General features: G+C 71.4%; 9 protein-coding genes and 1 pseudogene. 5 read left to right on the top strand and 5 right to left on the bottom strand.

Annotation, left to right across the window (positions count from 1 at the left end):
- Positions 1 to 73 precede the first annotated feature (73 nt).
- Positions 74 to 1,276 (bottom strand): globin domain-containing protein, encoded by a 1,203-nt coding sequence (locus ACFPZI_RS01185; protein ID WP_381356868.1) that lies wholly within the window; start codon positions 1,274 to 1,276, stop codon positions 74 to 76.
- 217 nt (positions 1,277 to 1,493) lie between these two features.
- Positions 1,494 to 1,889, bottom strand: a complete 396-nt coding sequence (locus ACFPZI_RS01180; protein WP_381356867.1) for an STAS domain-containing protein — start codon at positions 1,887 to 1,889, stop codon at positions 1,494 to 1,496.
- Positions 1,890 to 2,418: 529 nt separating this feature from the next.
- Here ACFPZI_RS01180 and ACFPZI_RS01175 point away from each other — a divergent pair.
- From ACFPZI_RS01175 to ACFPZI_RS01165, 3 genes are all read left to right on the top strand, one after another.
- Complete coding sequence (locus ACFPZI_RS01175) at positions 2,419 to 3,111, top strand: response regulator (protein ID WP_381356864.1); 693 nt, start codon at positions 2,419 to 2,421, stop codon at positions 3,109 to 3,111.
- 150 nt (positions 3,112 to 3,261) lie between these two features.
- Entirely contained in the window at positions 3,262 to 4,938 is a 1,677-nt protein-coding gene (locus tag ACFPZI_RS01170; protein WP_381357367.1) for a sensor histidine kinase, read from the top strand.
- A 136-nt stretch (positions 4,939 to 5,074) separates the two neighbouring features.
- Complete coding sequence (locus tag ACFPZI_RS01165) at positions 5,075 to 7,444, top strand: glycoside hydrolase family 65 protein (protein WP_381356861.1); 2,370 nt, start codon at positions 5,075 to 5,077, stop codon at positions 7,442 to 7,444.
- Between the two features lie 18 nt (positions 7,445 to 7,462).
- On the opposite strand, the gene ACFPZI_RS01160 is transcribed toward ACFPZI_RS01165, so the two are convergent.
- The 3 genes and pseudogenes from ACFPZI_RS01160 to ACFPZI_RS01150 all read right to left on the bottom strand — a co-directional run.
- Entirely contained in the window at positions 7,463 to 7,960 is a 498-nt protein-coding gene (locus ACFPZI_RS01160) for a lamin tail domain-containing protein (protein ID WP_381356859.1), read from the bottom strand.
- A 227-nt stretch (positions 7,961 to 8,187) separates the two neighbouring features.
- Positions 8,188 to 9,555, bottom strand: a complete 1,368-nt coding sequence (locus ACFPZI_RS01155; RefSeq protein ID WP_381356856.1) for an FAD-dependent oxidoreductase — start codon at positions 9,553 to 9,555, stop codon at positions 8,188 to 8,190.
- 144 nt (positions 9,556 to 9,699) lie between these two features.
- Positions 9,700 to 12,018: pseudogene (locus tag ACFPZI_RS01150) on the bottom strand (SpoIIE family protein phosphatase); the annotation flags it as partial.
- 71 nt (positions 12,019 to 12,089) lie between these two features.
- On the opposite strand from ACFPZI_RS01150, the gene ACFPZI_RS01145 reads away from it, so the two are divergent.
- Together ACFPZI_RS01145 and ACFPZI_RS01140 are read left to right on the top strand one after the other, a co-directional pair.
- Positions 12,090 to 12,662, top strand: coding sequence for an IS607 family transposase (locus tag ACFPZI_RS01145; protein WP_381356853.1), 573 nt, complete (start codon positions 12,090 to 12,092; stop codon positions 12,660 to 12,662).
- The gene (locus ACFPZI_RS01140; protein WP_381356851.1) at positions 12,659 to 14,305 is read left to right on the top strand and encodes an IS200/IS605 family accessory protein TnpB-related protein; all 1,647 of its coding nucleotides are present in this window, start codon (positions 12,659 to 12,661) and stop codon (positions 14,303 to 14,305) included. Before ACFPZI_RS01145 ends, ACFPZI_RS01140 begins: the two co-directional genes overlap by 4 nt.
- The last annotated feature ends 230 nt before the right edge of the window (positions 14,306 to 14,535 follow it).

Below are 14,535 nucleotides of genomic sequence, written 5' to 3'. Positions count from 1 at the left end.
GGGTGTGGGCCGCGACGGGTGTGGGCCCTTCCCACGTAGTGCGCGAAGGGCCCACACCCGTCGTACGGTGCGGTCAGGCCGCTTCGGGGAGCCACAGATCGGGGCCGAAGACCTCGTAGCTGATCTGCCGGGCGGGGACGCCCGCGCCCAGGAGCCGGCCGCGCGCCGTACGCATGAACGGCAGCGGGCCGCACAGATACACCGACGCGTCCGCCGGGACGTCGATCCCGGTGAGGTCCATCAGGCCGCTGCGCGCCTCGGGCTCCTCGGCGTCCGGCCGTTCGTACCAGAAGACCGCGCGGGCGTCCGGCAGTTGCTCCACCAGTGCCCGTACCTCGGCGCGCAGGGCGTGCTCCTCGGGCGAGGTGTCGGCGTGCAGCACCAGGACCCGGCGTGCCGAACCCGTCGCCGCGAGCCGGGCGAGCATGCCCACCATGGGCGTGCAGCCGATCCCGGCCGAGACCAGCACCAGCGGGGTGTCCGCCTCGTCGAGGGCCACGTCGCCGGCCGGCACGGACAGGGCGAGCTCGTCACCGGCGCGGGTGTGCGCGTGGAGCAGGTTGGAGACCTCGCCGTCCGGTGTCCTTGCGTCCCCGGCGACCCGCTTGACGGTGATGCGGCGGAGAGCGCCGCCGGGGTCCGAGGACAGGCTGTACTGGCGCAGCTGGTGCACCCCGTCGGGCATCCGCAGCCGTACGCTCACGTACTGCCCGGCCCGTGCGCGCGGTGCCGGTCCGCCGTCGGCCGGGCGCAGCACGAACGACACGACGTCGGCGGTCTCCTCGCGCCGTTCGACGACCGTCCACCGCTGCCAGATCTCACCCGGCGCGACCTCCGCCTCCTGGTAAAGGCGAGCCTCCTGTCCGATGAGGGCGCCTGCCATCAGCCAGTACACCTCGTCCCAGGCCGCGGCCACCTCGGGGGTGACGGCGTCGCCGAGGACCTCCGCCATCGCGCCGAACAGGTACTTGTGCACGATCGTGTACTGGTCGTCGGTGACCCCGACCGCGATGTGTTTGTGCGCGATCCGTGCCAGCAGGGCGTCCGGCCGGGTGTCCGGGTCGGCGAGCAGTGTCTGCGCGAAACCGGCGATGGAACCGGCCAGCGCCCGGCGCTGGGCCCCGCTGGCCTGATTGCCCCGGTTGAACATGCCGTCCAGGAGTTCGGGGCGGTCGCGGAACATCGCACCGTAGAAACGTGCGGTGATCTCGTCGAGCGCTCCGGCCACGGCGGGAAGGGTGGCCCGGACCACTGCGGTGGATTCTTCGGACAGCATGAGGTCTCCCAACGACATGACGAAGTGCGGGATGTGGGCCGCCGTTCCGGACCGGCGGCACCTTCTGTATAGCAATCCGACGAGCCTGTTTCCGGCGGTAACCACTGCCCGTGGGGTGCTGCGGGCCCATCGGCCCGGCAGGAGAGGACCTTCGGTCCCGGGCGGAGCCCCGGCAATGGGGCCGGTCGGCCCGGCCCCGGGACGCATGGCACGTTGTTCAGGGGCGGGGGCCTTTGCACACCGTGGGGCGGGCGGCGGCCGCGCCGAGCTCCGCCGGCAGGCGGGGGAGGAGTTCGAACACGCCGGTGAGCCGGGTGTGGTGGAGGACCCGCAGCAGACCGGGGCTGCGCGTGATCAGCCGCAGCCGCCCACCACGGGACAGGACCCGCCGGCGCGCACGGCACAGCGCACGCAGGCCCGAGCAGTCGATGAACGACACGGCGCGCAGATCGAGCACCAGGTCGGGAAAGGCGCCGGCGGTCAGTGCGTCCAGGCGCTGCGACAGGGCCGGCGCGGTGAGCAGGTCGAGTTCACCCCGGGGGGCGACGACCGTCGTTCCGGCGAGCATCCGCCGGGTCGGCTCCGCCGCGTGCCTGCCATGATTTTCGGACATACCGGCCAGTCAATCCGCAGCAATGAGCCCGCCGGTAGGGCCGCCCGGCCCTACCGGGCGGGCCGCAGGCGCCGAATGGCGCTACCGGCCGGTAGGAAACCGCGTACGGACGGCGGGCCGGCACCGGCGGGGAGGCCCGGCGGTCCAGTGGTTCGCCACCGTCGGTACCGTGGACGGAGCGGCACCGCGGGGGATCGGTGCCGCTCCTGTCCCCGAGGATGGCCCAGCCGCCCGTCGCGCTCCAGATGCCGATGGTCCCCGGCACCCGGACCGACCGGCCCTGCTCGCACCCGACGAGCTCCGGAGTCGCTCCGGAGCTCGTCCGGAGTGGTGGGGGAGTCGACCGGCCCGCCGAAGGGCGCGGGACGCCGGCGGAGAACAGGTGGCCCGACAGGATTCAGGGCCGTTCGGCCCTGGCCGTTCGGCCCTGAATCGAGAAGGATCTCGGTGAGGGACCTCCCGGCGGCCGGCGGCCGGGAGCACCGGGACACGGCGTACGGCCCCGGCACACGAGGACAAGGAGCGTCAGATGGCGGACAGCGAGCGGCCGGCACCCGCCCGGCCCGTCCGGGTCTTCCTGCTGGACGACCACGAGGTGGTCCGCCGCGGAGTGCACGACCTGCTGAACGACGAACCGGACATCACCGTCGTCGGTGAGGCCGCCACCGTCGAGCAGGCCCTGGTCCGCGTCCCCGCGCTCCGCCCCGACGTGGCGGTCCTCGACGTCCGCCTGCCCGACGGCGACGGGGTGACCGTGTGCCGCGAGCTGCGCTCGACGCTGCCGGATCTGGCCTGCCTGATGCTCACCTCGTTCGACGACGAGGAGGCCCTGCTGGACTCGATCATGGCGGGCGCCTCCGGCTATGTGCTGAAGCAGATCCAGGGCTCGGACCTGGTCACGGCCGTGCGGACGGTCGCCTCCGGACAGTCCCTGCTCGACCCGAGCGCCACCACCCGCCTGATGGCCCGGCTGCGGCAGGAACAGGAGCCGGAGGAGGAGCAGGACGCCCTGCCCGGACTGACCGAACGCGAGCGGGAGATCCTAGCCCTGGTCGGCGAGGGGCTCACCAACCGGCAGATCGGCCAGCGACTGTACCTGGCGGAGAAGACGGTGAAGAACCACATCTCCCGGCTGCTGGCCAAGCTCGGCGTGGAACGCCGTATCCAGGCCGCCGTGATCGCCACCCAGGCGCAGGACCGGCCGCGGCGCACGGTCCGCTGACACCTGGTTCGTCGACCGGTGGGAGGCGACCGGGCCGCGCCCGTTAACGTGGACCTGCCGGGGACACGCTGCCGGTAGGGCGAGCGAACGGGAGGACCACGGGTGGAGAGCTCCGAGCGGGACGGGGACCCCCGTCCGCTGCTGCCGCAGATGCGGCTGGACGAGCTGCTGGAGGAACTCCAGGCCCGGATCGACGCGGCCCGCGGCACGCGCGACCGGGTGCACAGCCTGCTGGAGGCGGTCCTCGAGGTGGGCCGCGAGCTGGACCTGAAGCAGGTCCTGCACAGCATCGTCGACGCCGCGGCGGTGCTGGTGGACGCCGAGTACGCCGCCCTCGGCGTGATCGGCCCCGACGGTAAGCGGCTGTCGGCCTTCCACACGGTCGGCGTCAGCGAGGAGGAGATCGCCCGCATCGGCCACTACCCCGAGGGTCACGGCATCCTCGGGGAGCTGATCCGCCACCCCCAGCCGCTGCGGCTGGCGAAGCTGTCCGGGCATCCCTCGTCCTTCGGTTTCCCGGCCCACCATCCGCCGATGAACAGCTTTCTCGGCGTCCCCATCCGGGTCCGCGACCAGATCTTCGGCAACCTGTACCTCACCGAGAAGCGTGCCGGGGCGCAGTTCGACGAGGAGGATGAGTCGGTCCTGTCGACCCTGGCCGTCGCCGCCGGCGTCGCCATTGACAACGCCCGGCTGTACGAGGAGTCCCGGCTGCGGGAGCGGTGGCTGCAGGCGAACACGGAGATCACCCACGCCCTGATGTCCGGCAGCGGCGGCAGTGAGGCCCTGCTGCTGATCGCCGAACGGGCCATGGAGATCACCGGTGCGGCGCTCGCCGAGGTGGCGGTGCCGATGGAGGGCACGGAATCACTGACCGTGGAACTCGCTCTGGGCCAGGAGGCAAAGGCCCACCGCGGGCTCGTCGTCCCCGTCGACGACAGCCTGCTGGGCCGGGCGTTCACCAGCGCCGCTCCCGTCACCAGCCCGGACGTCTCCTGCGACGGGCGGGTGTCGTCCGGTCCGCCGCGCTTCGCAGGCCTCGGCCCGGCGGTGGCCGTGCCCGTAGGGTCGGAGGACGGCGTACGGGGCATCGTCCTGCTGGTGCGTGCCGCGGGCCGCAGCGAGTTCTCCGAGAAGGAGATCGAGCCGCTGCAGGGCTTCGCCGCCCAGGCCGCCGTGGCCATGGAACTGGCGGAGCGCCGCCGCGACGCCGAACAGATCGCGGTGCTCGAGGACCGCGACCGGATCGCCCGGGACCTGCACGACCTGGCGATCCAGCGGCTGTTCGCCACCGGGATGACGCTGCAGAGCGCCGGCCGTTTCATCGAGCACAAGGAGGCCTCGGAGCGGGTCTCCCGGGCGGTGGACGACCTGGACGAGACCATCAAGATCATCAGATCGACCATTTTCGGCCTGCGCGCCCACGACGCCGCCTCCGGGACCGGACTGCGGGCCCGCGCCGTACGGATGGTCGGCGAGACGGCCCCCGTGCTGGGCTTTGCGCCCAGCGTGCGGATGGAGGGCCTGGTCGACACCCATGTGCCGAAGGAGACCGCCGACCATCTGGTGGCCGTCCTGTCCGAGGCCCTGACCAACATCGCCCGGCACGCGCGCGCCGACCGGGTCGAGGTGGCCCTCGAGACCGACGGCCGAGAGGTGCGGCTGACCGTTGCCGACAACGGCGTGGGCATCCCGGAGGGCGGCCGCCGCAGCGGACTGCGCAACATGGCCGAACGTGCCGTGCAACTGGGCGGCGACCTGGAGATCGACAGCGCCCCGGACCGTGGCACCACCCTGGTGTGGCGCGTGCCCCTGCGGGAGCGCTAGCCCTCCCCGCACACGTGCTCCGCGTCGGTAACCCGGAGGCACGGTCCGCCCGGTGTGTGTTCCTGTCCCGCACGGGGTACCCCGTGCGGGACCGCCGGAGCCTTTTGCCAGGCATCCTGGGGGAAGGAGCGCGGACGTGACCGGCTGGATCTGGGAGTACGAGGGATACGACCCCGCCGAGGTGCGCCTTCGGGAGTCGCTGTGCACGCTCGGCAACGGCTTCTTCGCCACCCGGGGGGCGCTGCCGGAATGCGTCGCCGACGACGTGCACTACCCGGGAACGTACGCGGCCGGCTGCTACGACCGGCTCACCTCCGAGGTGGCCGGGCGGCGCATCGAGAGCGAGGACCTCGTCAACCTGCCCAACTGGCTGCCCCTGCGGTTCCGGCTGCCCGGCGGGCCGTGGCTCACCCCCGACACGGCGACCGTGCTCGACCACCGCGAGACCCTCCAGCTCTCCTCGGGACTGCTGGAACGCCTGACCCGGTACGACCTGGGGGAGGGCCGGGTGCTGAGGGTGCGGCAGGAACGCCTGGTGCACATGGCCGACCCCCATCTGGCCGCGCTGCGGACCGAGTTCACGGCTGAGCGGCACCCCGGCGCACTCGAGGTCGAGGCGGCCCTCGACGGCGGCATCACCAACGCGGGGGTCGCCCGCTACCGGGACCTGAACGGCCGGCATCTGACCCATGTGCACAGTGGCAGCGCGGCACCGGACACCGTGTGGCTGCACTGCCGCACCCGTACCTCCGACATCCGGATCGCCCTCGCGTCCCGGCTGCTCTCCGAGGCGCCCGTCACCTTCCGCAAGAAGGACCCGCGGGCCGTCCAGCTGACCCGGCTGCACCTGACCGCGGGCCGTACGGCGACCGTGGACAAGATCGTCGCGCTGTACACCTCGCGCGACCCGGCCATCAGTGACCCCCGGCATGCCGCCGTCGACCGGGTGGGCCGCGTCGCCCGCTTCGCAGAGCTGCTGGAATCCCACCGGACGGCCTGGGGCCAGCTGTGGCGCCGGGGCGAACTGGATGTGCCCGGGGAGGCCGGCACCATCCTGCGCCTGCACCTCTTCCACGTGCTGCAGACCCTCTCCCCGCACACCGCCGACCTGGATGTCGGCGTACCGGCCAGGGGACTGCACGGAGAGGCCTACCGCGGGCACGTCTTCTGGGACGAACTGTTCGTGCTGCCCTACCTCAACCTGCACTTCCCCGAGGTCTCCCGGGCCCTGCTGCACTACCGGCACCGACGCCTCGACCGGGCCCGCACCGCTGCCTGGGACGCCGGCCGCCGAGGGGCCATGTTCCCCTGGCAGAGCGGCAGCGACGGCCGGGAGGAGGCCCAACAGCTCCACCTCAACCCGCGGTCGGGCCACTGGCTGCCCGACCACTCCCGCCTCCAGCACCATGTGGGATCGGCGATCGCGTACAACGTGTGGCAGTACTGCGAGGCCACCGACGACACCGAGTTCCTGCACACCAAGGGCGCCGAACTGCTGCTGCAGATCTCCCGCTTCTGGTCGGACGCCGCCGCCTACGATCCGCTCCTGGGCCGGTACCGCATCAAGGGCGTGTTGGGTCCCGACGAGTACCACGACGCCTACCCCGACGCCGCCGAGCCCGGACTGGACGACAACGCGTACACCAACGTCACCGCGGCCTGGGTGCTCGCCCACACCCTCGACGTGCTGCGCTCCCTGCCCGAGCCCCGCCGACGGGAACTCGACGAACGCACCGGCCTGGACCGGAGCGAACTCGAGAAGTGGGAGGAGGTCTCCCGCGCCCTGCACGTACCGTTCCACGACGGCGTCATCAGCCAGTTCGAGGGATACGGAAAGCTCGCCGAGCTCGACTGGCAGGAGTACCGGCGGCGCTACGAGGACATCCGGCGCCTGGACCGGATCCTGGAGGGCGAGGGCGACACCGTCAACCGCTACCGGGCCTCGAAGCAGGCGGACGTCCTGATGCTCGGGTACCTGTTCTCCCCGGCCGAACTGCAGGGCCTCTTCAGTCGGCTGGGGTACGAGCTGGACGAGGCGACCTGGCGGCTCACGGTGGACCACTACCTGCACCGCACCAGCCACGGGTCCACCCTCAGCGGCCTTGTCCACGGCTGGGTGCTGGCCCGCGACCGGCGCGCCGAGGCCTGGACGTTCTGCCAGGAGGCCCTGCGCGGGGACATCGCCGACGTCCAGGGCGGCACCACCGGTGAGGGCGTCCACCTCGGCGCCATGGCCGGCACCCTCGACCTGGTCCAGCGCGGGCTGCCCGGTCTCGAGACGCGCAACGGCGGCCTGCGACTGGACCCGGTGCCCCTGCCGGAGTTGTCCTCCTACGGCTTCACCCTGCGCTACCGCGGCCACTGGGGCGTCCGGCTGCGGCTGGAAAGCGGGCGCGTGGAGATCGCTGTACCGTCGTCGGGGCCCGGGCCCATCGACGTGTGTCTCCCGGACCGTGCGGCCCGCCTCCAGCCGGGGGAGACGGGCCACCTGCCCCTCACGGACTGACGGCCCGGCAGGGACCTGTCACTTGTGGAAGGATATATACCCGTTGCCGTCCCGGTCGGAGCCGCGCTTGGTGTACGCGTGCACGTCGGCGCGGCTGCCCGTGGGCTTGACGAGGTAGATCGTGTCCTTGTCGTTGTTCCAGATGAAGTTGCAGTTGTTGCGGTAGACGACGTTGTTCTTGTCGGAGTCGGTGCCGTTGCCGCCGCGCAGCTTCACGTAGTCGCGGGGCTCGAGGTAGTGGTTGGTCTTGAAGACGAACCGGTTGCCGGCGGCGTCCTTGACGACATACCCCTTGAGGTTCACGGTCGTCGTCGACGAGTAGTTCTTGATCGTCAGGTACTCGTGCCGGGCGTTGCCCGTGGAGCACTTGTTGGAGTCGGGCCCCGGAGCGTCGTACTGGACGCCGCGGACCTTGAGCGCGGAGCTGTACTCCGCGGCGTGCGCCGGAACGGCCGTCAGTGCGGCCAGGGCTCCCGCAATGGCGGTGGTGGCGACGGCAGCGATGCGTATACGCATGAACTCATCCCCCCTGCATGATCCTTGCGTGAGGATCATGTGGTGATTCAGTGAAGAATCGGATAGTACACAACACCGGTCTCACTCGCACCGGCCGGCCCTCACGGACCGAACGGGCCTCACGGACCCTGTGGACGCGACGGACCCTGCGGACACGACGGAGCGCCCGCCCGGTCCGTGAGGACCGAACGGGCGCTCGGCGGTGCGTCGTTGCGTCCGCTGTCAGTTCACGCGCCGCTCTCCCGCAGCATGTCCTCGCGCTCGACGAGCTTCACGCGCTCGCGCCCCTGCGGCTCGCCCAGCGCCTTCTCCGCGGCGTCCAGCCTGTGCCAGCCCTCCCAGGTGGTGTAGCGGACGGAGTGCTCGGCGAGGAACGCGTCCACGGCCTCGGGCTCGGGCGTCGCGGGCGTCCGCAGCCGTCCGTTCGCGAAGTCGTCCAGCAGGTTCGACACCGTCTCGTTGGCGTCGCCCTTGGTGTGGCCGATCAGGCCGATGGGGCCGCGCCGGATCCAGCCGGTGACGTACGTGGACGTCAGGTGCTCGCCGCTCTCCTGGATCACCCGGCCACCCTCGTCGGGCACGGTGCCGGAGTCGATGTCCCAGGGCAGCTTGGGGAGTTTGTCGGAGAGGTAGCCCACCGCGCGGTAGACCGCGGTGACGTCCCAGTCCTTGAACTCGCCGGTGCCCTTGACGTTGCCGGTGCCGTCGAGCTCGGTGCGCTCGGTGCGCAGGCCGGTCACCTTGCCGTCCTCGCCGAGGATCTCCGACGGCGACTCGAAGAAGTGCAGGAACAGCTTGTGCGGGCGGTCGCCGACATCGCGGATCGCCCACTTCTCCAGCGTCTTCGCGACCATGTCGGCCTGCTTGTTGCCGCGCCGGGTGGCGATCGACCCCTCGTCGTAGTCGATGTCCTCGGGGTCGACGACGACCTCGATGGTGGGGGAGTGGTCCAGTTCCCGCAGCTCCATCGGGCTGAACTTCGCCTGCGCCGGGCCGCGGCGGCCGAAGACGTGGATCTCCCGCGCCTTGTTGGCCAGCAGTCCCTCGTGGACGTTCGGCGGGATCTCCGTCGGCAGTAGTTCCTCCGCGGTCTTGGCGAGGATGCGCGCGACGTCGAGGGCGACATTGCCGACCCCGAGTACGGCGACCTTCTCCGCCTCCAGCGGCCAGGTGCGCGGCACGTCCGGGTGCCCGTCGTACCAGGAGACGAAGTCGGCGGCGCCGTAGGAGCCGTCGAGGTCGATGCCCGGGACGGAGGACATCGCCCGGTCGGCGGTCGCGCCGGTGGCGAAGATCACAGCGTCGTAGAACGCGCGCAGGTCGTCGAGGTGGATGTCGGCACCGTAGTCCACATTGCCGAACAATCGGACCTGCGGCTTGTCGAGCACCTGGTGCAGGGCCGTGATGATGCCCTTGATCCGCGGGTGGTCGGGAGCGACGCCGTAACGGATCAGACCGAACGGTGCCGGCATGCGCTCGAAGATGTCGATCGAGACACCCGGGTCGGCGGCAGCATCGGACTTGAGCAGGGCGTCGGCGGCGTAGATCCCGGCGGGGCCGGATCCCACGACGGCTACCCGCAGGGGGCGGGGCATGGTCAGGTTCCCTTCGAGCGATGACAAGAGCCTCGCCGGAAATCCTAAGTTAAGGCATGCCTAACCTGGTACGCGGGTCCGGTCTATGGACTCATAAGTGGACCTTATGACTTCATGCGCGGATCCCCGGGCAGTCCCCGTGGATCACGGGATGGGCTGCTCGGCCCAGATGATCTTACCGGTCGGCAGATACCTGGTGCCCCACCGCTCCGCCAGCTGCGCCACCAGGAACAGGCCGCGTCCGCCCTCGTCGTTCATGGTCGCGTACCGCAGATGGGGCGAGGTGCTGCTGCTGTCGAGGACCTCGCAGATCAGATTGCGGTCGCGCAGCATCCGCACCTCGATGGGGCCGCCGCCGTAGCGGATCGCGTTGGTGACCAGCTCGCTCAGGATCAGCTCCGTGGTGAAGGTCAGCTCGTCCAGGCCCCAGTCGGACAGCTTCCGTGCGATCGTGGCGCGCACCTCGGCGACCGCCGCCGGGTCGGACGGCACCGGCCACTGGGCGATCCGGTCCTCGGTGAGCGCCTGCGTACGCGCCACGAGCAGGGCGATGTCGTCCCGCGCCCTGGCCGGACGCCGGGACTCCAGCACGGCCCGGCAGGTGTCCTCGGGGGATTCCCCGGCCCGGGACAGTGCCTCGCGCAGCAGCTCCAGACCCGCGTCGATGTCGTGGTTCCGGTCTTCGACGAGCCCGTCCGTGTACAGGACCAGCCGGCTGCCCTCCGCCAGCTCCAGCTCGGCCGTCTCGAACGGCAGCCCGCCCAGTCCCAGGGGCGGGCCGACGGGCACGTCCGCGTACTCCACGGTGCCGTCCGGATGGATCAGCGCGGGCGGCGGATGTCCCGCTCGGGCGACGGCGCAGCGCCGGGTGACCGGGTCGTAGACGGCGTACAGGCAGGTCGCCCCGGTCACCGGGGCGCTGTGCTCGTGCTCCGTCTCGTCCTGGTCGATGCGGCCGACCAGCTCGTCCAGCAGGCCCAGCAGCTCGTCGGGCGGCAGGTCGAGCGCCGAGAAGTTGTGCACCGCCGTGCGCAGCCGCCCCATGGTGGCCGCCGCGTGCAGCCCGTGCCCGACGACGTCGCCGACCACGAGCGCGACCCGCGCACCGGACAGCGGCAGGACGTCGAACCGGTCGCCGCCGGCCCCGGCCTGCGCGGGCAGATAGCGGTAGGCGATCTCCAGGGCGCTCTGCTCGGGCAGGCTGCGCGGCAGCAGACTGCGCTGGAGCGCCACCGCCATGCTGTGCTCGCGCGTGTACCGGCGGGCGTTGTCGATGGACACCGCGGCCCGCGCGACCAGCTCCTCCGCCAGGGCCAGTTCCTCCTCGTCGAACGGCTCGGGCCTCTCGGCACGCCAGAAGCTGACCACGCCCAGCACCAGGGAACCGGCCCGCAGTGGCACGGTGATCAGCGAGTGGATGCCGTACGCCACGATCTGCCCGGAGCGCTCCAGGTCCTGCGCCCGCCACCCCGGAGCCTCGCTCAGCCGGGGCTCGACGAGCGACCGCCCGGAGGCCAGGCTGCGGCCCTGCGGGGACGACCCGACGAACCGGGTCTGGGTGCCCACCGGGTACAGCGGGGTGTCCTTGTGGATGCCGGCCGACGCCGTGCGGCGCACCGACCCCGCCACGTCCGGCTCGCCGCCGGCCAGCACCGTCTCGAACAGGTCCACCGTGGTGAAGTCCGCGAACCGCGGTACGGCCAGTTCCGTCAGCTCCTCGGCCGTGCGGGCCACGTCCAGGCTGGTCCCGATGCCCACGCCGGCGTCGTAGAGCATGTCGAGCCGCTCCCGCGCGGTCTCGGCCCGGCCGGAGAGGGCGCGCAGTTCGGTGGAGTCGCGGACCGTGGCGACGCTGCCGGGCGGGCCTCCGGCGCGGTCGGTGGAACGCTGGTTGACCGCCAGCAGCCGGTCGCCGACTCGGTGCACCTCGTCCGTGGCGACCCGCCCCGAGGACAGCAGGTCGGCGGTGCCGGGGTCGAGGGAGAGGTCGAGCACGCCGCGGCCCTCCGCGTCGTCGGGCAGGCCGAGCAGCCGGTGTGCCTCGTCGTTGGCGAGGAGCAGGGTGCCGTCGTCGTCGACGATGACGACGCCTTCCCGCACCGCGTGCGGCACCGCGTCGTGGTGCTCGTACATGCGGGTCATCTCGTGCGGGCCCAGGCCGTGGGTCTGCCGCAGCAGACGTCTGCTGACCAGGGCCGCGCCGGTGGTGGCCAGCGCGAGTGCGGCGGCCCCCGCGGCCAGGACCAGCGGCAACTGGTCCTCGGCGACGCCGCCGACACTCTCGGTCGTGATGCCGGCCGACACGAGACCCACCACGACGCCGTCGGGGTTGTTCACCGGCACCACGGCCTGGACCAGCGGGCCGAGGGTGCCGGTGATCTCCTCGGTCACCGGCCGGCCGGCCAGTGCGGGCTGGAGGGTGCCGACGAACTTCTTGCCGATCCGGTCCGTCCTGGGGTTCGAACTGCACTCTTTCTAGTGATACGTGAGTGATTATTAGCGTTCATGAGTGAGTGTTCCGTACTGTCGGCGGCGTGAACCTGACCGAGTGGGCGAAAGCTCAGGGTGTGCATCCGCAGACGGCGCGGCGGTGGTTTCGTGAGGGAACCCTGCCGGTGCCTGCGCGGCGTGTGGGCTCGCGCACGATCCTGGTGAATGTGGAGGCACATACGGCTCCGCAGGCCATCGGGGGTGTGGGCCTGTATGCCCGGGTGTCTTCGCATGACCAGAAGGCCGACCTGGAGCGGCAGACCGCGCGTTTGACGGCGTGGGCGGTGCAGGCCGGGCACCGGATGGTGCGGGTGGAGTCCGAGGTCGGCTCCGGGATGAACGGCTCCCGCGTGAAGGTGCGGCGCCTGTTGGCGGACCCGGATGTGACCACAGTCGTGGTGGAGCACAAGGACCGGCTGGGGCGGATGAACACCGAGCTGGTGGAGGCCGCCCTGTCGGCGTCCGGGCGTCGTCTGGTGGTGTTGGACGACGGCGAGGTCGATGACGACCTGGTACGGGACATGGTGGAGGTGCTCACCTCGTTCTGCGCCCGCCTGTACGGGCGCCGCTCGGCACGGAACCGGGCACAGAAGGCGCTGGAGGCGGCGGCGTCTTGACCAGGACCGGGGTGACGTTCCGGCCGATCCGGGCGCCGTTCGTCGCAGCCGATGCGACAGGCGTGGCGATCCGCGACCGGCTCAAGGGCTTGACCGGACAGGACGAGAAGGTCCTGCGTTCGGTCGGCGTGCACCTCGGCACGCTCGCCACCCGCGACCTGCGCACCTACACGGCGCCCGGTTTCGACCGCCGTGACAGCGATCAGTGGGCCACCCGTAAGCGGAACCTCACGGCCGAGTCGTCGTCCCGGTGGGCCGGTGCGGTCACGAAGGCCACGCACGACCAGTACGCGCTCGCCCGCCGCGGGCAGCTTGCGCACCTGCAGAACCTGGATGCCGGTATCGGGATGCTGAGGCATCGCCTGTCCCTGCCACTCGGCGAAAAGGGCACCAAGCGTGCCCCGGGCGGATACCGGTCCCGCAGCGAGTGGTTCCACAAGTCTCGCCGCCTGGCAGTCCTTCAGGACCGGCACGCCGCGGTGGAGGCCGACTGGCAGACCGGCACCGTGCACGTGGTGCGGGGCGGCAAGCGCCTGGCGAACACACGCCACCACCTCGACGACGCCGGACTCACCACGGCCGAATGGCGTGCGCGCTGGGAGGCCGCGCGCTGGTTTTTGAGCGCGGACGGCGAGAGCGGGAAGACGTTCGGGAACGAGACGATCCGCGTCAACCCCGACGGTGATGTGTCCCTCAAGCTCCCGGCGCCGCTGGCACATCTGGCCAACGCGCCGCGCGGCCGGTACGTCCTCACCGCCCGGGTGCGATTCCAGCACCGGGGCGAGGAATGGGCCGACCGCGTCACGGCCGGCCGAGCCGTGGCCTACGAGATCCACTACGACACCGGCCGGGACCGCTGGTACCTGACCGCCTCCTGGAAGCGCCCCGCCGGCCAGGCCGTTCCTGTCGACGCGGCCGTCGCAGGCGGCGTCGCAGCAGCAGACTTCAACGCCGACCACCTGGCCGTCTACCGCCTCGACGCGCACGGTAATCCCGTCGGCAACCCTCACCGGTTCTTCTACGACCTGTCGGGCGGCGCCGACCACCGCGACGCCCAGCTCCGCCACGCCCTCACCCAGATGATCCACTGGGCCCTGGCCCGCGGCTTGAAATCGATCGCGGTCGAAGACCTCGACTTCTCCGACGGAAAGACCAGGGAGAAGCACGGCCGCCGCCGGGCCTTCCGGCAACTCGTGTCGGGCATCCCCACCGGCAGACTCAAGGCCCGGCTGGTCAACATGGCTGCCGAACACGGCCTCGCCCTGGTCGCCGTCGACCCGGCATACACATCCAAGTGGGGCGCCCAGCACTGGCAGAAGCCCCTCACCGGCAGCAAACGCGCGATGACCCGCCACGATGCGGCAAGCATCGCCATCGGCAGGCGCGCCCTGGGGCACCCGATCCGGCGACGGACGGCACCGCCCCCGCACGACCAGAGCGATCGTGCGGGGCATCGGACCGTCCAGGCCGGACCGGGCACCCCGGGGCGTGAGGGAAACCGTCCCCGCGTTCCCGGACCACGGACGCGATCCGTGCGTGCCGGACGCGGCGAGAACACGGTGGACCAGAACGCCCAACACCGTTCGGGGCGTTCGGCTGAGCATGAGTTCTGGCAACAGGACTCACTCCCGCTCAGTTTCTAGGAACGGTTCGTCGACGAGCTGCAGCTGCACGTGGTACCCGCGCTCCTCGGGACGGGGATGCGGTTCTTCGAGGCGGGGAGCGCCGGGCGGCGGACCCCGAGGGGGTCGGGGCGGTCGAATCGCCCGTCGCCACCCACCTGAAGTACCGCTTCGTGAAGTAGCCCGGAACGGGGCGCTTCCCGGTACGGGTGGTCGTCTCGGTACGGTCCCCACGGACCGCGCGACCGGTG

The sequence above is a fragment of the Streptomyces chlorus genome (assembly GCF_042655885.1).
GTDB classification, from domain to species: Bacteria; Actinomycetota; Actinomycetes; order Streptomycetales; family Streptomycetaceae; genus Streptomyces; species Streptomyces chlorus.
This window is presented reverse-complemented; position numbering and strand designations above follow the sequence as displayed.